This window comes from Microvirga sp. BSC39 (assembly GCF_000739015.1).
Lineage (GTDB): Bacteria > Pseudomonadota > Alphaproteobacteria > Rhizobiales > Beijerinckiaceae > Microvirga.
In genome coordinates, this window is the sequence record NZ_JPUG01000055.1 from 61,785 (window position 1) to 81,837 (window position 20,053).

The following is a 20,053-nucleotide window of genomic DNA, read 5'->3' on the forward strand; positions in this document are numbered from 1 at the left end:
GCCTGCGCTTCCGTCCCGATCGCCCCGCATCGGGAGAAGATCAGGATACGCGACCCGGCAGCCGCTTGGGATGGCTTCAGCCGGATCGGCGCCGATGACAACCTGGAGGAGGAAGATGCCCAAGCGCGTTGCACTGTCGTTGGCTGGCCTGTCGGTTGGCGGCCTTGCGGCAGCCTGGGCCGTGCGGGGCCACGATCACCACGAGTCACGACGGGCCTGGGACGCCCTCGCGGCCGGCGCCATGCGGCCTGCGGCCCTGTTCAGGCCCGACATGGTCGCCGGCCTGCCGGAGCCGGCCCGGCGCTATTTCACCTTTGCGATCGCCCCGGGTACGCCGCTCAGCACTGTGGTCGAACTCGACATGGTGGGTGAGATTGGCCTGGGCGACAAGGAACGGCCGAACTACCGGCCTATGGTGGCCCGCGAGATCCTGGCGCCGCCGCACGGGTTCGTCTGGATGCCCCGGATCGGATCGGGGCTGGGCCGCATCTCGGGATCCGACGCCTGCATCGGAGATCAGGCCTGGACCCGCTTCTGGCTCCTCAACACGGTTCCGGTGGCCCGCACCAAGGCAACTCCCGATCTGGTCCGCTCGGCTCGGGCCAGGGCCGTCGCTGAGGCGCTCTGGGCTCCCGCCTCGCTTCTGCCGGCCAACGGCGTCACCTGGGAACCCGTCGACGGCAACCGCGCGCGGGCAGTCTTCCGCCACGAGGGAGAGAGCTTCGCCCTGGAGTTCACAGTCGCGGAGAGCGGACGCCCGCTCTCTGTTGCCATGCGGCGCTGGACCAACGCCAATCCGGAGAGGGTCTTTCGCTACCAGCCGTTCGGCGCGACGGTGGAGGAGACCGGCACCTTCGCGGGCTACACGATCCCGACCCGCATCGACGGCGGCAACGGCTTCGGAACGGACGCGTACTTCCCGTTCTTCCGCGCCAGGGTGACGGAGGCGCGCTTTCGATGATGCTTGCGCAGGTCGTCCTCGCTTTGGGAGCCATCCTCTGGCTGGCCCTCCGGCGTCCGGCATCGGCCTGGGATCTTGGCCTGTGGGCGATGGCCGGAGCGGCGCTCCTGCTGGCGGTGCGGCTCGCCGGGATCTGGACCTACCTGCCGCTGTGGACCCCTCTGGCCCTGGGCGGGCTGCTGGCGTTCGCCGCCGCCTGGTCGGCATGGCGCCTCAGGGGGCAACGGCAATCTTCCCCGCCTTCCTGGTGGCGGTGGGCCGAGCGCGCCACAGCTCTTGCGTTGCTGGGCCTCGGAACTGCTCTGTCTGGGCTCGCTCTTGCAGGCCGGACACCACCTTCCGATCCAATCCTCGATTTCGCATTCCCGCTGCGGGACGGCGCGTTCTACGTCGCCAACGGCGGCTCGACCGCGCTGGTCAACGCCCATGCCGGCTGGGCCGATGATCCCCGGCTCTGGCGCTACCGGGGACAACGCCATGCGGTCGATCTCGTCCAGGTGAACCGGCTGGGCTTCCGCACGGCGGCAGGCGCCTTTGGTCCGCTTCAGCCGGCCGAACCCGAGGCGTACTTGATCTTCGGCAGGCCCGTCGTCGCCCCGTGCAACGGGCAGGTCGAGGCGGCCATGGACGGGTTACCCGACATGCGGGTTCCGGATACCGACCGTGGGAACCCGACGGGCAACCACGTGATCCTGCGCTGCGGCGGATTCATGGTCCTCCTGGCGCACCTGCGCAACGGCAGCGTGAGAGTGAAGCCCGGCGGTGCCATCACGATGGGCGAGGAGATCGGAGCGGTGGGCAATTCCGGCAATACCGGGGAGCCGCATCTGCATGTCCATGCGCAGCGGCCCGGTCCTGCCGATGCGCCCTTGTCCGGAGACGGCGTGCCGATCCGTTTCGGCAGGCGGTTCCTGGTGCGGAACGACGTCGTGACGGTCGGCCGCCCGTTCGGTGATCAAGAAGACTGACGCCCACGGACGGAATTTCCTGTCTTGAGGATCAGTCGAACGGTGCTTCCATCCGCTCCTTCAGCGCGAGGAGTTCCCGGACATATGGGGCGCGCTGCTCGGAATGCGTGTGCCGAAGGGCGGAGATCATTTCGTCCCTGCGGCTCTCATCGGTTGGGGTGTTGGTGATGGCCTCGAGGCTCTTTTCATACGACAGGTCGATGTCGGCCAAAGCCGCCAGCAGGGACTGAAGTCTCGGAAGAATATCCGGTGCATAGACCTGACCCGAACTCGGCATGTCCTGGATTCGGGAATGCTCGACATAGGGGTCCATGGGGCTCTCCGCTCGTCATCTTGGCTGTTTCTCGCGCCATCTGAGCCCACGCAACGCTAGGCACGCACTTTGGTCGGCTCAGGGCAGCTTGGCAGTTGCGGTCATCGGATACGACCTTGGAGGCCTCGTCGGCTTTCTGGCCGTCAATAGCCTTGATCTGCATCAAGGCGCCTCCACGAAAACAGCGTGAATTTGACAGAAGGGTTGATTGCTCTTCCAGACTTGGAGGAGGTCCACGATCAGCCCGGGAGGAGGGAGGCAGTCATGTTTGGCTGGATTGTCCGGATTCTTCTGGTCGTTGCAGGCATCGTGACAGGCTGGTTCGTCGCGCGAGACGCCGCGATCTTCGGTGTCGCACAGGTAATGGTAGCTCTCCTGCTGATCACCGCCGTGGTCGCCATCCTGGCATTCTGGCCGTCTCAGTGGACCATCAGCCTCAGCCGCTTTCGTAAGCCCCGGTAGGAGTTGGGATCCCTGGAGCTTGGGGACACCGGGCCTGGAGGTTCGGCGCAAGCCCGGCCCGAGGCTCGACACCGGAGTGCTGCATGCTTGATCTGCGTCAGGATGATGATCACGGGGATAAACGTCGTCGGTCCGCCGATGGGAAGCCGATCCCGGACGAGGGACCGCAGGTTGCCCTGATCCGCATCACCACCACGACGATCCGTGGAATCGTGAAGGTGACGATCACCCCCTGACGCTCAGAGTGTCGCCACCGCGTCCGATCAGGCCTGAAGCACATAGGTGCCGGGTGCATCGCACAAGGCAGGGTATCCCCGTCCCGGTGCCCCCATGGAGGGCGGCTCCGTGAGTTCGCTGGAATGCGAAGCCAGCCAACGCGCCCATTCCGGCCACCACGAGCCCTCGAAGCGCGGCGCGATCCCGGTCCAGGTATCGGGATCGAGGTAGTGGCCGGACACGGATTTCGTCAACGTCTGGAAGCTCGCCTTCGGATTGTCCGCTCCGACCACGATGCCGGCGTTGTGGCCCCCAGTCGTGAGCAGGAAGGTCACGTCGGTGTCGGCGAGAAGATGGATTTTGAAGGCGGAGCGCCACGGCGCCACGTGATCGCGCTCGGTCCCGACCGCGAGGATCGGCGCGCGGATGTCGCTGACGGCGACGGGGCGGCCATCCACCTGGAAGCGGCCTTCCGCAAGATCGTTGTTGAGGAAGAGCTGTCTCAGGTACTCCGTATGCATCCGATAGGGCATGCGGGTCGCATCGGCGTTCCAGGCCATGAGATCGTTCATGGGCGTGCGTTCGCCCATCAGGTAATGCCGCACGAGCCGCGACCAGATGAGGTCGTTCGAGCGCAGGAGTTGGAAGGCGCCGGCCATCTGCCTGGTGTCGAGATAACCCTGGCTGCGCATCAGGTCCTCGAGGAAGTGGAGCTGACTCTCGTTGACGAAGAGCGTAAGTTCTCCCGCCTCCCGAAAGTCAGCCTGCGCTGCCAGCAGGGACATGGTGGCCAAGCGCTTGTCGCCGTCGCGTGCCATGGCCGCGGCTGCGATGGATAAAAGCGTTCCGCCGAGGCAGTACCCGACCGAGTGAACCTTTTGAGCGGGCACGATGATGCTCACGGCATCAAGGGCCGCCATCACCCCGAGCTTGCGGTAATCGTCCATACCCAAGTCCCGGTCCTCGGCGGTCGGGTTCTTCCAGGAAATGATGAATACCGTGAAGCCCTGCTCCCTCAGATAGCGAACAAGGGAGTTCTCGGGCGAGAGATCCAGAATGTAATACTTCATGATCCAGGCCGGCACGATCAGGATCGGCTCTGGCCTGACCCTGTCTGTCGTGGGCTCGTACTGGATCAGCTCGATGAGGCGGTTGCGGTAGATCACCTTGCCGGGTGTGAGGGCCACGTCCCGGCCGACCTGGAACGCCTCCGTGCCGGCGGCAGGCTTCCCGTGGACGATCCGCTCCCGGTCGTCCGCGAAGTTGCGCAATCCTTGAACGAGGTTCTGCCCACCCGTTTCCACGATGCGCCGCTGGATGACGGGATTGGTGGCGATGAAGTTCGTCGGCGAGGCCATGTCGAGGATCTGGCGCATAGCGAACTCGACCACCGCCTCATGCTGCCTGGTGACGCCGTCGACCCCGGTCGTGGCGTTGTCCCACCACTCCTGCTGGAGCAGGAAGCCCTGTTGAATGACGTTGTAGGGCCATTGCCACCATTCGGCCTCGGCGAAGCGGCGATCCTGGGGCAGGGGTTGAATGCAGGGCTCGGCCGTTCCCCCGGCTGCCGAACATTGGGCTGCGTACTGCGCCAGCCGCCCCCATGCGCGGACCCCCTTCGTGGCGAGTTCGACCTGTTTGCCGGGAGAGATCGCCATATGGACAGCCCAGTCCATGAAGGCTCCGGCCACGGCCGCCGGAGATAGGCCGCCGGTGAGGCGTGCCAGCCCCGCATGGGCGATATGGTCGAGGGAATCCCGGAGCTGGTGCAACTCGGCATCATTCCAGTCGTCCCGAGGCCTCGGCGGCGGCGTCGCCCTGATGCTGTCGGCTGCCGGCTTGTCGGCGGCAGGAGGCGGCTGAACAACCTCCGACGTCCGTCTGGGACCGCGGCTGCTTCTGAGGGACGCTGATCGGCGAGGGGGCATCTCAGGCTCCGGACGTTGTCCCTCACGGGAGGGCATGGGACTGCCGCACATTGGCAGGTGCGCTGGCTCGGGGCGTTGCGCTGAATCAAAGCATCATATGGGATTTCGACTACATCATGGTTCCATTGCTCCCCCGGCAGGGATCTATCTCGCCTGGGCATGTCAATGAGGAGTAGTCGATGATCAGGGACGTGATGGTACATCTGGACGGCAGCCCCGAGGACGACATTCGTTTGGAATACGGGCAGACCTTGGCGTCCGGCGAAGGGGGCCACCTGATCGGCATCCTCACCAACCTGCTCCCTGACCTGTCGCTCGCCATGCCGTTCGATGGCGGCGCTGCTGCCGTGGTGCAGGTCGTGACCGAGTTGGAGCAGCAGGCACGCAAGGACGGCGATGCCACATCCAAGCGTCTGATCGACAGGCTCACCGGACTTCAGGTGCCAACCGAGCTGCGCCGCTTCGACGAGACCTTCGGTACCATGTCGATTAAGGTCGCCGAGCAGGCCCGCTACGCCGACCTCTTCGTTGCCACCCGTCCGTACGGTGCGGGTGACACTCCCGTGTGGCTTGACCTGGTCGAGGCCGTCCTCTTCGGCAGCGGTCGCGGTCTCCTGGTCGTTCCGCCGGGCTACCGTCAATCGGGACCCGTTCGGACGGTTCTGGTGGCCTGGAACGGCAGCCGGGAGGCTGCTCGCGCTTTGGGCGAAGGGCTGGGGTTCATCCGGAATGCCGATCGCACTGTCGTCCTGATGATCGATCCCAAGGCCGACGCCCTTATGGGCCCGGACGTCGAACGGCATCTCGCCCGCCACGGGGTCACGGCCGAGATTGCCGCGGTCGAGAGTCAGGGGCGCCGGGTTGCGGACGTGGTTCTCGATGAGGCGCGCGGCGTATCCGCCGATCTTGTCGTTATGGGAGGGTACGGCCACACCCGCCTGCGGGAGCAGGTGTTCGGCGGCGCGACCCTGGACATGCTGACGATCTCCGATCGCCCCGTTCTCCTGGCGCACTGAGCCGAACGCTGTCCCTGTCGGAGGAGTCGGCATGACACGCATTGCCATCATTCAGGGCCATCCGGCGTCCGACCGCCAACACTTCTGCCATGCGCTGGTCGACGCTTATGCCCAGGGCGCAGCCGAAGGAGGGCATGAGGTTCGCGTGGTGCCCGTGGCCGATCTCGACTTCCCGCTGCTGCGTTCGAAGAGTGACTGGGAAGGCGCCTTGCCGTCGCCTGCCATTGCCGAGGCACAGCAGGCGCTCGCCTGGGCCGAGCACCTCGTCATCATCTATCCCCTGTGGCTCGGCGGAATGCCGGCGCTGCTCAAGGGCTTTATGGAGCAAGCATTCCGGCCGGCCTTCATGACGGGCGGTGCAGGTCCGAAGGTGAGCTGGAAGACGGCCCTCAAGGGCCGCTCGTCTCGGATCATCATCACAATGGGCATGCCCGCGTTCGCATATCGCTGGTACTTCGGCGCTCACAGCCTCAGGAGCCTGAAGCGCAGCATTCTCTCGCTGGTCGGCATTGGCCCGAATCGGCACACGCTCATCGGCATGATCGAGGGAATGAGCGATGCCAAGCGCAAGGCATGGCTCGCCGCACTTCGCAAGCTTGGGGCAAAGGCCGGGTAGCAGCGCAATGGCCGTCGTCGAGAGGACGATTTTGAGGCGCTCATTCCGGCCTCGGTTCCCAGGCGTTCAGGAAATGCGTGACATCCATCGTTTTATCCGCCCCGTTCTCGTCATCCTGCCGCTCGCGGGCCTGCTCCTGGGCTTCGGCGCGAGCCTTGCTGGATACGGATCATGGATGGAACCGATCTGGGCGGTGGCCACGATCCCTGTCCTGACCGCGTTGCTCGTAGAGATCGTCGCCAACCTGCGGCGCGGGGACGTTGGCCTCGATGTCGTCGCGGCCCTGTCCATGACCGGCGCGCTCCTGTTCGGGGAGCATCTCGCCGCAGTCGTGGTGGCGCTGATGTATGCCGGCGGACAGTACCTGGAGAGCTTCGCCGAGCGCCACGCCAAGCGTGAAATGACGGCGCTCCTGGAGCGGGTTCCCCGCAAGGCGGTCCGCTACCGGGAGGGTCGACTCGAGGAGGTCAGCCTTGACGAGGTCAGGCCTCAGGACCGCCTGCTCATCCGTCAGGGCGACGTGGTGCCGGTCGACGGGATCGTCGCCGGCGGCATGGCGGTCCTCGACCAGTCCGCCCTGACGGGCGAGGCCCTGCCCGTGGAGAAGGCGGCCGGCGAACCCGTGATGAGCGGCGTGACGAATGTCGGCGATGCTTTCGACCTGTCCGCCACGCACCGTGCGGGCGAGAGTACCTATGCCGGCATCATCCGCCTGATCGAGGCCGCACAGGCTTCCAAGGCACCGATGGCGCGTCTCGCCGACCGGTACGCCATGGTCTTCCTAACTGTGACGGTCGCGCTTGCCGCGGGCGCATGGCTCTGGACCGGGGATCCCATTCGGGCCCTGGCCGTGCTCGTGGTGGCGACCCCGTGTCCCCTTATCCTGGCCGTGCCCGTTGCCATCGTAGCCGGCGTCTCGCGGGCCGCAAGGGCAGGGGTGCTGATCAAGGGCGGGGGAGCGCTGGAGACGCTTGCGCGGGTGCGGGTGCTGGTGATCGACAAGACCGGCACGCTCACCCACGGCGAGGCGCAGGTGACGACGATCCAGCCGTCGGCAGGGTTCCCGGCCGAACGGCTCCTCCAGCTTGCTGCCTCGCTCGACCAAGCTTCGAAACATGTCATTGCCCGCGCGCTCGTACGGGAAGCTCAGGTGAGGGGCCTCGCCCTGTTGCTTCCGTCCGAGGTGGTGGAGGTTCCCGGCGAGGGACTGGAGGGAACGGTCGATGGCCGGCATGTCATCGTTGGCGGCGTCCGCTATCTCGCCCAAAAGCTCGCTGGCCTGGGCGAAATTGTGGATGTAAGTCAATACCCTGTCGGGTGCGTTGTGGTGGCGGTGGCCCTGGATGGCCGGCTTGCCGGCCTCTTGGTGCTGACGGATCGCCTGCGCACGGAAGCGGCCGAGGTCATCGAACGTCTCCGGCGGCTTGGGATGGGCCGGATTGTCCTCGCTTCGGGCGATCGCAAGGATGTGGCCCAGGCCATCACCGTCGGCCTGCACCTGGATGACGTTCATGCCGATCTCACGCCGGAGCGGAAGATCGACGTCGTGCAGGCCGGGAGGGAATACGGCCCCGTGATGATGATCGGCGATGGGGTCAACGACGCCCCCGCGCTCGCGGCGGCCGATATCGGCGTCGCCATGGGGGCAAAGGGCGCGGCAGCGTCCGCAGAGGCCGCCGACGTGGTGCTGCTGGTCGACCGCCTCGACAGAATTCCGGTTGCGATCGAGGTTGCGCGCCGATCCCGACGCATTGCGCTCCAGAGTGTGTATGCCGGGATCGGCCTGTCCCTGGTCGGTATGATCGCGGCGGCGCTCGGCTACCTGACGCCCGTGCAGGGAGCTCTCCTCCAGGAGGCCATCGACGTGGCCGTGATCCTCAATGCCCTGCGGGCACTGTGGGGTCCCGAGCCGGCCCGAGCGCATTCCCGAAAGCTTGACCGGGATCAAACCGGTTGGCTCGACCGAAGGGTATGAAGATGCGATTCTGCCCTCGTCGCTCGAAACCTGGAGAGAACCCTTGTCGCTTCGCCTTCACTTCCACGGCGCCGCCCGGACCGTGACGGGTTCCTGTTTCCTGCTCGAAACGAACGCCGCCCGCGTGCTTGTCGACTGCGGCATGTTCCAGGGATCGAAAGAGGAGAGGGAGCTCAACTACCAGCACTTCCCATTCCGCGCGGCCGGCCTCAATGCACTCTGCCTCACCCATGCGCACATCGATCACAGTGGACTAGTGCCAAAGCTCGTGAAGGCAGGCTTCGACGGGCCGATCTATGCCACACCGGGAACGGTGGACCTAGCCTCCATCATGCTCCCGGATTCCGGTTATATCCAGGAGATGGAGGTCAACCAGCTCAACCGCCGCAACAGCCGCCGCGGACGAGAGACGGTATCTCCCATCTACACGCAAGAGGACGCCGTCGCGTCCCTCAAGCAGTTCCGCCCTGTGGCTTACGGCCAATGGCAGGATATCGCTCCCGGGTTCAGGGCCCGCTACTGGAATGCAGGTCATCTTCTCGGCTCCGCCTCCATCGAGATGCAGGTGACGCATGGCGAGGGCGAGAAACCGACGCGCCTTCTGTTCTCCGGCGATATCGGTCCCGACCACAAGCTTCTGCAGCCCGATCCCGACGGACCGCGCGATCTCGATTACGTCGTTCTGGAATCGACCTATGGTGATACCGATCGGGCCGGCACCACCATCGATCGCCGCCGCCGGATGCTACGGGACGAGGTCCGCGCGGCGACGCGTCCGAGCGGCGTGCTGCTCATTCCATCGTTCGCGGTCGAGCGGACGCAGGAACTCCTCGTCGATCTCATGGAGTTGATGGAAGCGGGCGAGTTGCCGGACATTCCGATCCTCATCGACTCGCCGCTAGCCTCGAAGGCCAGCGCCATCTTCAAGCAGCATGCGGGCGAACTCAAGAATGGACGGGATCTGGTTCAAGCGCTCGAGTCCAGATGGGTCCGCTTTACGGAAACCGTAGAGCAGAGCAAGGCCATAGACCGCATTCACAGCTTTCACATTATCATCGCGGCCAGCGGCATGTGCGAGGCCGGACGCATCCGGCATCACCTCAAGGCGTGGCTCTGGCGCGATGAAGCCACGGTTTTCTTCGTAGGCTTCCAGGCGCAGGGAACGCTCGGACGGATTCTTCAGGACGGCACCTCGAAGGTCCGGATCCACGGCGAGGAGATCAAGGTTCGGGCTCGCATGAGAGCGCTTGACCTCTACTCGGGACATGCGGATGCGCCCGAACTGAAGGCCTGGCTCTCCGACCGCCTCCCAGTCCGCCGCGGGGTCTTCCTCGTGCACGGAGAGGATCCGTCGCTCAAGGCGCTGCAATCGTCCCTGGCTGATCTCGATCCCGTGCTCGGCGCAATCATTCCGGAGATCGACGATGTCTATGATCTGGCGGGCGACCAGGCGGTCCGGATCGAGCGGAATGAGGAGCGCCTGCCGCCGGCGAGCGCCGGCCATCGCGATTGGCACAACGACTACGCGGAGCTGCTTCTCGCGATCAACGATGCCATCGAGGCGGCGGCCGGCAGGAAGGCGAAGGGAGTCGTCATCCGGCGCATCAGGGATGCCCTGAAGGATGGAGCCCACTCGTAGCATCAGATTCGCTTCTGCGGCAGCAGTCCGTCCCCCATGTTGATCAGGATCAAGGTGGCAGAGCGCGTTCCCCTCTAAGCTTTGCCACAATTACACCGCCTGTTCGAGAAGCGGACATAACCGGGAGAGATCAATGCTCCATCGCATCACGCTCCATCTAGCCCGCAGCAAGCAGTTTCCGGAAGGAAGTTCGCGTTACGGCTACGAGATCACCGCACCGCTCGACAAACAAGGTCACCTGAACCAGAAGGAATGGTCGGATAAGCGGGCTTACTGCCGGGTCCGCCGCTTCTGGGCCGAGGAGGGCGAGCGGCAGGGTGTCCTGGTCCATCGCTCGGGCGGGGCTGGCGGCGCGACCTGGATGATCGACTACTATCAGGACCGTCCTGGTGACGAGGAGGCTGGCTACCACCTGCATCAGCATCGTATCGCCGAGGGCGAGTACGTCACCATCAAGGACGAGGGTGGGAAGCCCTATACGTTCCAGGTCGTCTCCGTGCAGCCGGCAGAAACCGCAGGATCGGAGGAGCAACGATGATGAGGCGGCTCACCCTCCTGTGCATCGCACTCGCGCTGGGCTCGTCGGCGGCCATGGCCCAGTCCGGACGGGTGCAACGCGGGCAGACCTTCGCGCAGACGAATTGCTCCCAATGTCACGCCATCGGCCGCGTGGGTGCCAGTCCCGTTCCCGAAGCGCCGCCCTTCCGGACCCTGCACACGCGCTATGCCATCGAGGATCTGGCGGAAGCCTTCGCCGAAGGTATCACGACGGGACATCCCTCCATGCCGCAGTTCCAACTCGACCCGGCGCAAATCAACGACCTGCTCGCCTACCTGAACTCCATCCAGGGTTAGTCCGCGCGTTCTGACGCACGACAAGCAGGAGACTAGCCGCTCAGGTCGGAGTTTTTCATCGCCCGCCACCGATCGGCGTACGTCCATTCTACAAGCAAAGGTCTGAGGTTGGCACATCCCGGAAGTAGATCGAACTTCTGGAATGCGCCGGCAAGCAGACCTTCTATTGCCTTGTCTCAATGTGCCGCCGCTCGAGCCGTCGGCCGCAAACGGCTCTGATCGGGATTTGCAGTCAATGCCCTTCTGATATCTGGCACGTACGTGCGTTATTCAGACGTCCCCACCAATCAGGAATTCATCCGGCTCAGGACATCGGTTCAGGAGCCGGCTTCGGGCCTTCTGGTAGGGGGATGAACTCCTGATCATCGTTCAAAGGCAGATGTATCCGACCGCTCTGCCAGTCGGCTTTGGCTTGCTCGATCCTGTCCTGGCGCGAGGAGACGAAGTTCCACCAGATGTGCCGTGGCCCCAAGGGTTCCCCACCCAGCAGCATGACCGTCGAGGCTTCAAGCGCCGTCAGGACCGGATCCGACCTGCCGGCGAAGACCAGCATCTGCCCCGGGCCATAGTCCCGCCCATCCGCTTCAACCCGGCCTGCTACCACGTAAGCAGCTCGCTCTGGATACTCGCTTGGGATGCCGATCCGGCCGCCAGGTTGCAACTCGACATGTAAATAGAACAAGGGAGACTGGGTCCTGACCGGGTTGGTCAGCCCGAAGGCCCGACCTGCTATCAACCGCGCCGAGACACCCGCTTCCCCAAACACCGGGAGGTCCTCCGCGCCATGATGGATGAAGCTTGGCTCCATCTCCTCCTGGGCTTCCGGGAGAACCACCCAGGCCTGGATGCCATGCACCCTCCCGCCGCTCTGCCGGATGGGGCCATCGAACCGCTCGGAGTGGCTGATGCCGCTGCCGGCTGTCATCCAGTTCAGAGCGCCGGGCCGAATGGCCTGCTGCGCGCCCGTGCTGTCCCGGTGCATGATCTCACCATCAAACAAGTATGTGACGGTTGAGAGCCCGATGTGCGGGTGAGGACGCACGTCGGTTGTCCGAGGTACATGGGGCGGCAGATCTACGGGGCCCATATGGTCGAAGAAGATGAACGGCCCGACCATGCGCCGCCGCATGAACGGCAGCACGCGACCGACTTCGAAGCCGCCGAGATCCTTGCGCCTTGCGCCAATCACCAGATCCAGCATCCGACCCTCCACGCCAAGCCCAAACTGCAGCCCAGTTAGGATGGTTGGCCCTCATGCGGGCTGAAATGTGGCCTAGCGATGCTATAGGATCATTGAAACAGATAGATGAGCGGCCATACCTCCTAACCTGACGCTTGGAGCTGTGTGGGTTCCCCCCAATGAGACAGCATATGCGGCGTCCGCAATCCCAGCCCACGATGGAGATGATCCTATGACAAACGAATATCCCAGCGGAGTTAGGCCAGGACAGCATCCGTTTCGTGCCGTGCTGTGGGACATCGATGGCACCCTGCTCCTGAGCGAGGACATGCACTTTCGAGCCCTTCGCCATGCCCTGGCAACCGAAGGGGTGGAGGTGCCCGATGAGTTTCATCATGAGATCGTCGGCCGGGCGGCGAAGGTCGTCTACGAGAAGTGCCGGCAGACCTTCGGCTTGTCGATGAGCTTCGACCAATGGCGCCAGCTGAAATACAGCTACTACACCGCCCATGCAGCAGAGATCGCGGTGCGGCCCGGCGCGCTGGAGGTCTGGCGGATGTTCGAGCAGTCGGGGCTCCGGCAAGCTCTTGTGTCGAATTCAGACCGGATCGTGGTGAACGCTAACATCCGGGTGCTGGGCCTGGAAACGCCCGGCTTCATCTCGGTGTCGATCAATGACGTGGTGTGGGGTAAGCCTGACCCTGAGCCTTATGAGCGGGCGGCGACGCTTCTCGGGCTTAAGCCTCAGCAGTGTATTGCCATCGAAGACAGCCCAACCGGAGCGCAGGCCGCCCTTGCGGCTGGAACCCACATCATCGCCTGGCCGGAGGATCGAGTGCTGGAGTTCCCACCCGGCATCCAGCCCATCACCGCGCTTGAGCCGGCAGTCCAGGATCTTCTCCGATCTGCGGCTTGAACACGATGATCCCGGTGGGCACACACGGGGAAATCGATGGCCCGTCCCTTACTTGGCGCGGAGGCGACACACGTTCATCACCTTACTGGAAATGGTAAAGTGCACCCTGTTCCGGGATCACGAACTGAACACCGAGATCGTTGCCAGCCTCCAGTTCTTGGCGGATTGCCACCTGAGGCTGCTCGTCAGTCAATGGGTATTTGATATGGCTCACGACGACCGGCAGCCCCTTCAAGGCATTGCCGCCAGCCTCCTGATCCAGAACATGCAGAGTCTTGTGGACCCATTTCGGCGTCAGATGCCCGAATAGCAGATTGTCCGGCCGGTCGTTAGTGTATGACGTCTCCAGAATGATGGCCTTAAGCTTCTGCTGCCTCACCTTGTCGGAGATGGCCTTCCAGATGTTCTGCATATTGGAAGCCTTCTGGACCTCGTCAGGTCCGGTATCCCCAAAACACAGGATAGCATCGTCTCCGCTTTCGATGAGGAAGGCGGTGGATTCGGCTCCTGCATGGTTGAGCGGGAAGGGGGTGACGGTCATCCTGGTTCCAGCAAGGTCCTTAGCCTCCCCAGGCTTTAGATCCTCCAGGTGATACTTCTTCAGCTGCGGCTGCTGGCCACGGTCGAGCATGTTGGGCCAAGCCTTCCAGTTGAAGTAGTTCTGCTCAATCTCCGCACTCACCGATGGCAGGCCATAGATGGTCTTGTTGCTGTCATCGGGTGATGCGATCACCAGCCCCTGCACATGGTGGCTCCGTTGCATCAACCTTGGCAGTTTAATGAAGGGCGGCCAGTCGAGGAGCCGCTCTGTTGTCTCTGTTCAAGCGCCGACGCTTTCCGGTCGAGATCATCCTGCTGTGCGTGCGCTGGTATTGCAAGTACGGCATCAGCTACCGCGATCTGGCTGAGATGATGCAGGAGCGCGGCGTCAACGTTGACCCATCCACGATCTTCCGCTGGGTTCAACGCTATGCGCCAGAGCTTGAGAAGCGGCTTCGTCCGTACCAGGGGCCTCGCTCGGGTTCATGGCGCGTAGACGAGACTTATGTGCGGGTTGGCGGGAAATGGAAGTACTTGTTCCGTGCCGTCGACAAGCACGGGCAACTGATCGACTTCATGCTGTCAGAACGCCGCAACACGAGAGCGGCGTATCGCTTCCTGCGCAAGGCGGTGAAGACGATGGGCGATCATCCGCCAACATCCCTCACGACGGACAAGCTGGCCTCTTACCCAAAAGCGATCCAGCGCCTGCAGAATGAAGGCCTTCTGCCCAAAGAGCGCGTGCATCGGACATCGAAATACTTGAACAACATTATTGAGGCGGATCACGGCGCGCTCAAACGCGTGATTCGGCCGACTCGCGGCTTCCAGAGCATGAAAACGGCGCGTGCGACAATCAAGGGCTTCGAGATGATGCGGATGATCCGTCGTGGCCATTGCGCCCCGACACAGCCCGGCGTGACAGGCGAAATCCGTCTCATTAACCAGCTCTTCGGTCTTGCTGCCTGAGCGTCTATTCGACTGGGTTCGTTGTGCCCTTAGAAAGTTACTGCAACGGAGCCCCCATGACAGCTGGAAAGGTGCTAGAACTAGCGGTGGAGTTTCTCTGCCCGGCATAGGATCGTGTTGCAGGCATGCGGCACCGTCTGCCACACGGATGCGCTGGCGGCACACCCTGGTTGACGCCCAAGCGGCTCGCTCCGTATTTTCCGGGCAGAATGGAATCCCAGGGGCCTCATGCAACGACTTGAACGCAAGGCCACTGTCGCGATCGCGGTCGCTGCGGGCGTGCTGTTCGCCACCAGTGCCCGGGCGCAATCCTTGTCAGCGACCAAGGTCGGTGAGCACGTCTTGTCGGCCTCTAAGATCGATGCAAGACCGCGTCCCTCCCAGAGCGTGGGTTCGCACGAAGCGCGGCGATGGAAGCTGCCCGACGGCAACAGGCTCTCCGTTGCCGCGGACCCGGAGACGAAGCGGATCGTCTACGCCGAGAAGACATGGGGCGGCACCGCCGACGGGAAGCCTGCCGATCTCCTAAGCTTGGTCTATGGCCAGACCCCCTCGCCGCCATCAGGGCCCACGCCCAGAACAACGGGTTCGCATTCAAGGAGCACCTGATCGACGTGAGGCCGGACGGCTTCGCTCTGTTCAACGCCTACGAGGTCGAGGGTGCGCCCGGCCTCGTCGTGACGTTCGTCACCAAGCTGTCCCGGAAGGATGACGAGCGCCTCCGGACCGGCAAGACCAACGTGGACATCAACCGGGCTGCCCGGCTCGACGCTATCATTCTCGCCGATGCGGGATACGTCGATAAGATCTGGGACGACGCGAAGCTAAGGGGTAAGGCCTACAAGCCCATCCAGTGGGAGCCGCCCGGCCAGGCGGGGTTGGCATTCCGCTAGAGACCAAGTGAACCTCCATGGCGGCTGCCCTTGGATCCTTATCATCCCCAACCTGCTTCATCGGGTTCTCCGGGTTCAGCGCCAGCCACTTGTTGCCGCAATTGCCTGCGAAGGGCTGATCCTCCTTTTGCTCACGTGATCGGGGTCCTTTGTGCCCCGCAGCCGAAAGCCGCTCATGATCTCCATGCTCAGATGTACACATCTGCCCGTCTTGACCCTCATGGCCGCTGCCCTGATGGGTCAGGCCGTGCAGGCTGCGCCTGGATATCCGAAGCACGAAGCTCCCATTCCTTCCGCAACGGTGGCTCTGATGAAGGGGAAGAACACCTCTCCCGCAGCCCCGATGCTGATCCGCATCTACAAGAAGGAAGCGGAGTTGGAAGTCTGGAAGCGCAACACGGGCGGCCGGTATGTTCGCCTCAATACATTCCCGATCTGCCGCTGGTCAGGCCAATTGGGTCCCAAGCGCAAGGAGGGCGACCGGCAGACGCCAGAAGGCTTCTACGCCGTCACGGCCTCCCAAATGAACCCGAAGTCCAAGCACTATCTCTCCTTCGACACCGGCTTTCCCAATGCCTACGACCGGGCTCATGGGAGCACTGGGTCCGCCTTGATGGTTCACGGAACATGCTCCTCCGCCGGCTGCTATGCCATGACGGATACGGCGATGTCGGAGATCTATGCTCTTGTGCGGGAGGCGTTCAGGGGTGGCCAGAGGGCCGTCCAGCTGCAAGCCTATCCATTTCGCATGACGGCAGAAAACATCGTTCGGCATCGATTGGACCCGAACATTGCGTTCTGGCGCCAGCTCAAGGAGGGCTCTGATCGCTTCGAGGCAACCGGGGAAGAACTGGCCGTGAGCGTCTCGGCCGGGCGATATACGTTCCGGCCGGCCAAGAGCCCCGAGACGGAAGCAGAGGTGCTGGCCTACCGGGCCATGGAAGACGATCACATGGCCGTGTTACTGGAAGAGGGCAGAGCAGCCATCCGGACCACCTATGCCGATGGCGGGCAGCACCCATCCTTCACCGCCCTCTGGCGCCGCGGCGTCTCGCTGGGTGAGGTGAGCCGTCCCGAGGCTCTGGCCTATGCCGGACTGGAGCGTGTGATCACGCCGGCTCGTGCGACACAGCTGACGTGTCTAGGGACAGGGACCTGCGCACCCTCAGCTAACGAGGTGAAGGCTATCGCTTCTTCAGGTACGGGAGAGCAGCCGCAGCCAATAGCACCACTGAACGGCCCGTCCATGTGGTTGAAGGAGTTGCAGTCGCTGTTCACGTCCGCCCCTGTCGGTGTCGCAACGGTGAGCCTCACCCATGACCAGCCGGTGATGTTAGGAGCACAGCAGATCGTGCCCGCCCGCTTGGCAATGCAGCGTTGACCGCGGTTATTGCCACTTAAGGCACCTGTCAGGTGCATGAGGAGGCGCTTGTCATCGCCAGCAAACATATTGAGCAGCTGATCCTCGCTCGTGAGCTGATAAGCGGAGGTGACTGCCATGACCCGACCCTATTGCAAGTTGCCGGAGCTGGTCGAGCTGTTCCTGTCGCGCCCGCTGGTGACGGTGCCACTCGGGGCCAAGCTCTTGAAGGTCAGGCCCAAAGCCTTCGACCTGATGCTGGCCCAGCTCGGCGGCGGTCTCCCAAGGGAGCTCATCGGCCGAAACCGCTACCGTGCTTGGGGCATCGTGTAGAGCCCATTCACTTGGCGCGACCAACGAGACTAATCGAGCCCAACCATTTTGGGCGTGCTGGCCTCAACTTCCAAGACCGTCGGCTCCTCGGCCTCAAGTTCTTTCAGAGCCAACTCCCGCCAGTACCGGAGTTCAGCCGTATCCTTCCCGACCTGCTCCTCTGCCGTGATCGCCTCCCAGCCAGGTCCCTGCTCATCGGCCAGTTGCCGGGCGCGTGCCGTGATTTCCTCTTCCGTGAACCGTGGCGTGGTCATCGAGGATCTCCCTATCCATAAGCGGCGAACGACATCGTGCAGACCGAGTGTGACGGGACGGTGATGAGCACAATCTTGCTAGGATATTCGTTAAGGGCAGCAGTCAGACAGGACTACGCTTGGTGAGGGCCTCAAAGCCGCGTTTCAGCTGCTGGATCCGATCATAATAGGTCTTGCCCAAGCAGGCTCGGTCGGCTCCACAGGCCGCCCGCCGCTTGAGCCAGGCAGCCTGCTCGTCCTCCATATCACCGCGGGCACCCATGCCAAGCAACGGCTTGAGCTGGGTGTAGAGAACTGCCATCTCGACATCCTCGTTGTTCAGCTGCTGATCGGCACAAACAGCCTTCTCATCAGCAGCCTCGGCTTTGGAGCAGTCGAAACTGGCAGCCCCGGCAGGCTGCTATGCCACTACGATCAACAGCGCAGAGAACCCCGTGAGGCGGAGGCCATTCCTGAGCACTGGACCATCCTCGAACATCTGATTGCTGAGAGAACCGCTCCCGCCGCTTGAGGCTCCCGGTCATGTGGATCTGTTGTGAAGCAAGGTTGGCAGAGGGTGAGGGGGCCTAAGGCCATGCCCGAGGAAATCCACAGCCGGATTCCGCTGGACAGCCATAGCCCGATCTGGTGTGCGATACCCGCTCGGCATCGCTCCCATGCTGCTCCAGCGGGCCGGCCTACGGATTTCTGCTGATTTCAGATCGAGAGCGACGCAAGTCATCGCCCGCCATGATTCCGACGGACAGCGGGTCGAAGCTGGTCAGGCGACTGTAGTCACCTCCTCCACCATTCCGGCCCGCTAGCTGTCCGGTGCCGATCGGATCCATCCCGGTGATCTCAACCCGTGTGTTCCTAGGCCCTTCCACCATCACGAGATCAAACAGGATGCTCGCGTGCCTGGGCGCCAAGCGCACGCAGCCATGTGAGGCTGGGGTCCCGAGGTGGGTCGTGGCACGGCTGCCATGAATGGCATGACCTGCATCGGTAAAGAAGATCGAGTGCGGCATGGGTGCGTTGTCCCATTCCCGCGAGTAATACACTCTAGCTAGCCGTGAGGGCGTGAATGCGCCGACTGGCGTGGAGTAATCGGCCGTGCCCGTTGACACCGGCCAGGAATAGCGCTGCTGCCCATCAACAGACACGGTCATGTGCTGGGTTGTCTTATCGACCACGATCGACACCTCAGCACCCGCAGGACCAGCAAGGACGATGCCGCCGAGCAGTGCAATCATGGATGAGATGGCTCTACGCATCGATCAGCCTCCAGTGTTGCTCCGGTCCGCGTTAGAGCACTGCACAAGGATGACTGCTGAGAACGGCTAAGGTTCCAATCACCTGAAGGTTGGCATCATGAGCCAGCGGACACTCCCATCCCATCAGGGTTCCTTGGACTTCTCCCGCGCCGCCTCAATGATTACATTGGGCGGCATCGGCTCGGACCCGCTCCCAACTAGATCCTGCAAGTCACCCTGCGCGACGGCCTCTGCCGTCCTCGTCGGTGTGGACCTCTGAACGCTGTAGGTCTGCGACTCAGGCTCAGCCGGATCGGTAGCCGTTCTCTCGTTCCGGACTTCAGAGACAGTCTCCGGGGAAACAAGACCAAGGTGCACCGCGTGCTCCGCAATTGCCACACTGTCGGCTGCCAGCACCAGACCGCTGCCTGCGCCGGCCACCACCTTGGCGAGGTCCTCAATCTCGCTGATCCTCGTGAGATCTCGGGAGACATTCCGGATGTACACCGCCAGCACCCGCCCGGGATGCTCCTCCACAATCTGACGGTAAATCTCGGGATCGTGCTGACCGCTGTCGCCGATGAGAACGAAGGGTAGGTCACTGTAGAGCGCCAGCATGTTGTGGATCAGCTCGCGCTTGTGGTCCTCGGCCCTGCGCGGCAGAGGGCTTCTCCAGGAGACACCCCATTCCCGCAGGAACAGGATTGGGCCAACCGGAATACCATGCCGATCGAAGAACTCTTCCAGCACCTCGTAGATGCCCCAGGGGGCTCGTGAGACATAGAGCATGGGGTTCTGCTGGTTGCCGGAGGCGCCGGCGTGCAGGGCCCGGTACAAGGCCCCGACGCCGGGGAAAGCCACCCGGCTCTGCGCGTCCTCGACGAACAGGCGCCAGAGCATCCGGAGCTTGTTGGCGACACCGGTGTGCATGACCGTGTCATCGATGTCGCTGATGACCACATACTGGCAACTGGCGGGTGGGATGAAGATCTGAGCCTGCGCCTGAACCGCCTGAGGCTGCAGCAGTGTCAGATCCATGGTGTGCCACGAACGGGTCGGCGGGGGCGGCAGGGCAGAGGAGAGATGGACCCGGAAATAGCCGTCCTTGTCGGTGGTGACGGTTTCCTCCGCTCCATAGAACTGGGCGGTCACCATGGCATCGGGAATTGCGCGGCGGGCAATGCGCCGACCGATGTCGCGTAAGTTAGTCAGGAGGGCTCCTCGTCCGAGCTCTGAGTTCGGGCTTGATTGCCGGAACACCCGACCAATCAGGAACACCTCGGAGCGGGATCCGTATCCGCGGTAGGGCTGGATGACCACGCCTCGGTCGCCTTGCGCCTCCTGGACGGGCCGAGCCGCGATGCCCAGCATCCGGATCAATGCGCCCAGCCATTTCCTCACTGCGCCGGTGAGGCTCATCGCGTTCA

23 protein-coding genes and 1 pseudogene are annotated in these 20,053 nt (G+C 63.4%); 16 read left to right on the plus strand and 8 right to left on the minus strand.

Going from position 1 to position 20,053, the window contains the following annotated elements:
* Positions 1-115: 115 nt before the first annotated feature.
* Both MA07_RS08675 and MA07_RS27640 read left to right on the plus strand, forming a co-directional pair.
* Positions 116-961 carry a DUF6544 family protein gene (locus MA07_RS08675; RefSeq protein WP_036349405.1) on the plus strand — a complete coding sequence of 282 codons (846 nt, stop codon included), beginning with the start codon at positions 116-118 and terminating at the stop codon, positions 959-961.
* Positions 958-1,929, plus strand: a complete 972-nt coding sequence (locus MA07_RS27640; protein ID WP_052002970.1) for a M23 family metallopeptidase — start codon at positions 958-960, stop codon at positions 1,927-1,929. The genes MA07_RS08675 and MA07_RS27640 overlap by 4 nt, the downstream gene beginning before the upstream one ends.
* Before the next feature lie 31 nt (positions 1,930-1,960).
* Here the strand turns inward: MA07_RS27640 and MA07_RS08685 are convergent, their stop codons facing one another.
* Positions 1,961-2,242 (minus strand): hypothetical protein, encoded by a 282-nt coding sequence (locus tag MA07_RS08685; protein ID WP_036349413.1) that lies wholly within the window; start codon positions 2,240-2,242, stop codon positions 1,961-1,963.
* A gap of 264 nt (positions 2,243-2,506) precedes the next feature.
* Here MA07_RS08685 and MA07_RS08690 point away from each other — a divergent pair, with 264 nt between their 5' ends.
* Positions 2,507-2,704 (plus strand): hypothetical protein, encoded by a 198-nt coding sequence (locus tag MA07_RS08690; RefSeq protein ID WP_036349502.1) that lies wholly within the window; start codon positions 2,507-2,509, stop codon positions 2,702-2,704.
* An 83-nt stretch (positions 2,705-2,787) separates the two neighbouring features.
* Entirely contained in the window at positions 2,788-2,940 is a 153-nt protein-coding gene (locus MA07_RS30055) for a hypothetical protein (RefSeq protein ID WP_160195407.1), read from the plus strand.
* A 27-nt stretch (positions 2,941-2,967) separates the two neighbouring features.
* Here the strand turns inward: MA07_RS30055 and MA07_RS08695 are convergent, their stop codons facing one another.
* Positions 2,968-4,848, minus strand: coding sequence for an alpha/beta fold hydrolase (locus tag MA07_RS08695; RefSeq protein WP_081928855.1), 1,881 nt, complete (start codon positions 4,846-4,848; stop codon positions 2,968-2,970).
* Positions 4,849-5,027: 179 nt separating this feature from the next.
* On the opposite strand from MA07_RS08695, the gene MA07_RS08700 reads away from it, so the two are divergent.
* From MA07_RS08700 to MA07_RS08725, 6 genes are all read left to right on the plus strand, one after another.
* The gene (locus tag MA07_RS08700) at positions 5,028-5,864 is read left to right on the plus strand and encodes a universal stress protein (RefSeq protein ID WP_036349419.1); all 837 of its coding nucleotides are present in this window, start codon (positions 5,028-5,030) and stop codon (positions 5,862-5,864) included.
* Positions 5,865-5,895: 31 nt separating this feature from the next.
* Positions 5,896-6,480 (plus strand): NAD(P)H-dependent oxidoreductase, encoded by a 585-nt coding sequence (locus tag MA07_RS08705; protein ID WP_036349427.1) that lies wholly within the window; start codon positions 5,896-5,898, stop codon positions 6,478-6,480.
* Between the two features lie 73 nt (positions 6,481-6,553).
* Positions 6,554-8,455, plus strand: coding sequence for a heavy metal translocating P-type ATPase (locus tag MA07_RS08710; RefSeq protein ID WP_036349430.1), 1,902 nt, complete (start codon positions 6,554-6,556; stop codon positions 8,453-8,455).
* A 43-nt stretch (positions 8,456-8,498) separates the two neighbouring features.
* Positions 8,499-10,094 (plus strand): MBL fold metallo-hydrolase, encoded by a 1,596-nt coding sequence (locus MA07_RS08715; protein ID WP_036349433.1) that lies wholly within the window; start codon positions 8,499-8,501, stop codon positions 10,092-10,094.
* Between the two features lie 133 nt (positions 10,095-10,227).
* Positions 10,228-10,632: a hypothetical protein gene (locus MA07_RS08720; protein ID WP_036349435.1), complete on the plus strand. Its 405-nt coding sequence runs from the start codon at positions 10,228-10,230 to the stop codon at positions 10,630-10,632.
* The gene (locus MA07_RS08725; protein ID WP_036349504.1) at positions 10,632-10,949 is read left to right on the plus strand and encodes a cytochrome c; all 318 of its coding nucleotides are present in this window, start codon (positions 10,632-10,634) and stop codon (positions 10,947-10,949) included. The genes MA07_RS08720 and MA07_RS08725 overlap by 1 nt, the downstream gene beginning before the upstream one ends.
* A gap of 304 nt (positions 10,950-11,253) precedes the next feature.
* Here the strand turns inward: MA07_RS08725 and MA07_RS08730 are convergent, their stop codons facing one another.
* Positions 11,254-12,150: a pirin family protein gene (locus MA07_RS08730; RefSeq protein WP_036349437.1), complete on the minus strand. Its 897-nt coding sequence runs from the start codon at positions 12,148-12,150 to the stop codon at positions 11,254-11,256.
* Between the two features lie 211 nt (positions 12,151-12,361).
* Between MA07_RS08730 and MA07_RS08735 the strand changes: the two genes are divergently transcribed.
* Complete coding sequence (locus MA07_RS08735; RefSeq protein WP_052002971.1) at positions 12,362-13,045, plus strand: HAD family phosphatase; 684 nt, start codon at positions 12,362-12,364, stop codon at positions 13,043-13,045.
* Between the two features lie 82 nt (positions 13,046-13,127).
* Here MA07_RS08735 and MA07_RS08740 read toward each other — a convergent pair whose 3' ends face one another.
* On the minus strand, positions 13,128-13,808 hold the full coding sequence (locus MA07_RS08740) for a 3',5'-cyclic-nucleotide phosphodiesterase (protein ID WP_081928857.1): 681 nt from the start codon (positions 13,806-13,808) through the stop codon (positions 13,128-13,130).
* A 47-nt stretch (positions 13,809-13,855) separates the two neighbouring features.
* On the opposite strand from MA07_RS08740, the gene MA07_RS08745 reads away from it, so the two are divergent.
* The 5 genes from MA07_RS08745 to MA07_RS08765 all read left to right on the plus strand — a co-directional run bounded on the left by MA07_RS08745 (position 13,856) and on the right by MA07_RS08765 (position 17,140).
* Positions 13,856-14,554 (plus strand): IS6 family transposase, encoded by a 699-nt coding sequence (locus MA07_RS08745; protein ID WP_036349439.1) that lies wholly within the window; start codon positions 13,856-13,858, stop codon positions 14,552-14,554.
* A 228-nt stretch (positions 14,555-14,782) separates the two neighbouring features.
* Complete coding sequence (locus MA07_RS08750; RefSeq protein WP_036349441.1) at positions 14,783-15,163, plus strand: hypothetical protein; 381 nt, start codon at positions 14,783-14,785, stop codon at positions 15,161-15,163.
* Positions 15,164-15,168: 5 nt separating this feature from the next.
* Positions 15,169-15,447 carry a hypothetical protein gene (locus tag MA07_RS08755; RefSeq protein WP_036349443.1) on the plus strand — a complete coding sequence of 93 codons (279 nt, stop codon included), beginning with the start codon at positions 15,169-15,171 and terminating at the stop codon, positions 15,445-15,447.
* A gap of 175 nt (positions 15,448-15,622) precedes the next feature.
* Positions 15,623-16,828, plus strand: coding sequence for a murein L,D-transpeptidase family protein (locus tag MA07_RS08760; RefSeq protein ID WP_036349446.1), 1,206 nt, complete (start codon positions 15,623-15,625; stop codon positions 16,826-16,828).
* A gap of 117 nt (positions 16,829-16,945) precedes the next feature.
* Entirely contained in the window at positions 16,946-17,140 is a 195-nt protein-coding gene (locus MA07_RS08765) for a helix-turn-helix domain-containing protein (RefSeq protein ID WP_036349448.1), read from the plus strand.
* Between the two features lie 29 nt (positions 17,141-17,169).
* On the opposite strand, the gene MA07_RS08770 is transcribed toward MA07_RS08765, so the two are convergent.
* The 4 genes and pseudogenes from MA07_RS08770 to MA07_RS08785 form a co-directional block, all read right to left on the minus strand.
* Positions 17,170-17,394, minus strand: coding sequence for a hypothetical protein (locus tag MA07_RS08770; protein ID WP_036349451.1), 225 nt, complete (start codon positions 17,392-17,394; stop codon positions 17,170-17,172).
* Between the two features lie 103 nt (positions 17,395-17,497).
* Positions 17,498-17,755, minus strand: a pseudogene (locus MA07_RS08775) (lysozyme inhibitor LprI family protein); the annotation flags it as partial.
* 316 nt (positions 17,756-18,071) lie between these two features.
* Complete coding sequence (locus MA07_RS08780) at positions 18,072-18,647, minus strand: L,D-transpeptidase (RefSeq protein ID WP_036349454.1); 576 nt, start codon at positions 18,645-18,647, stop codon at positions 18,072-18,074.
* A gap of 123 nt (positions 18,648-18,770) precedes the next feature.
* Positions 18,771-20,045: a phosphatase domain-containing protein gene (locus MA07_RS08785; RefSeq protein WP_036347154.1), complete on the minus strand. Its 1,275-nt coding sequence runs from the start codon at positions 20,043-20,045 to the stop codon at positions 18,771-18,773.
* Positions 20,046-20,053: the final 8 nt, after the last annotated feature.

Coding starts and splice junctions, on each gene's coding strand:
- MA07_RS08725 (WP_036349504.1), top strand. CDS start 10,632: ATGAGGCGGCTCACCCTCCTGTGCATCGCACTCGCGCTGGGCTCGTCG.
- MA07_RS08735 (WP_052002971.1), top strand. CDS start 12,362: ATGACAAACGAATATCCCAGCGGAGTTAGGCCAGGACAGCATCCGTTT.
- MA07_RS27640 (WP_052002970.1), top strand. CDS start 958: ATGATGCTTGCGCAGGTCGTCCTCGCTTTGGGAGCCATCCTCTGGCTG.
- MA07_RS08765 (WP_036349448.1), top strand. CDS start 16,946: ATGACCCGACCCTATTGCAAGTTGCCGGAGCTGGTCGAGCTGTTCCTG.
- MA07_RS08720 (WP_036349435.1), top strand. CDS start 10,228: ATGCTCCATCGCATCACGCTCCATCTAGCCCGCAGCAAGCAGTTTCCG.
- MA07_RS08675 (WP_036349405.1), top strand. CDS start 116: ATGCCCAAGCGCGTTGCACTGTCGTTGGCTGGCCTGTCGGTTGGCGGC.
- MA07_RS08730 (WP_036349437.1), bottom strand. CDS start 12,150: ATGCTGGATCTGGTGATTGGCGCAAGGCGCAAGGATCTCGGCGGCTTC.
- MA07_RS08785 (WP_036347154.1), bottom strand. CDS start 20,045: ATGAGCCTCACCGGCGCAGTGAGGAAATGGCTGGGCGCATTGATCCGG.
- MA07_RS08705 (WP_036349427.1), top strand. CDS start 5,896: ATGACACGCATTGCCATCATTCAGGGCCATCCGGCGTCCGACCGCCAA.
- MA07_RS30055 (WP_160195407.1), top strand. CDS start 2,788: ATGCTTGATCTGCGTCAGGATGATGATCACGGGGATAAACGTCGTCGG.
- MA07_RS08760 (WP_036349446.1), top strand. CDS start 15,623: ATGATCTCCATGCTCAGATGTACACATCTGCCCGTCTTGACCCTCATG.
- MA07_RS08740 (WP_081928857.1), bottom strand. CDS start 13,808: ATGCAACGGAGCCACCATGTGCAGGGGCTGGTGATCGCATCACCCGAT.
- MA07_RS08685 (WP_036349413.1), bottom strand. CDS start 2,242: ATGGACCCCTATGTCGAGCATTCCCGAATCCAGGACATGCCGAGTTCG.
- MA07_RS08700 (WP_036349419.1), top strand. CDS start 5,028: ATGATCAGGGACGTGATGGTACATCTGGACGGCAGCCCCGAGGACGAC.
- MA07_RS08710 (WP_036349430.1), top strand. CDS start 6,554: ATGCGTGACATCCATCGTTTTATCCGCCCCGTTCTCGTCATCCTGCCG.
- MA07_RS08690 (WP_036349502.1), top strand. CDS start 2,507: ATGTTTGGCTGGATTGTCCGGATTCTTCTGGTCGTTGCAGGCATCGTG.
- MA07_RS08695 (WP_081928855.1), bottom strand. CDS start 4,848: ATGCCCCCTCGCCGATCAGCGTCCCTCAGAAGCAGCCGCGGTCCCAGA.
- MA07_RS08770 (WP_036349451.1), bottom strand. CDS start 17,394: ATGACCACGCCACGGTTCACGGAAGAGGAAATCACGGCACGCGCCCGG.
- MA07_RS08780 (WP_036349454.1), bottom strand. CDS start 18,647: ATGCGTAGAGCCATCTCATCCATGATTGCACTGCTCGGCGGCATCGTC.
- MA07_RS08750 (WP_036349441.1), top strand. CDS start 14,783: ATGCAACGACTTGAACGCAAGGCCACTGTCGCGATCGCGGTCGCTGCG.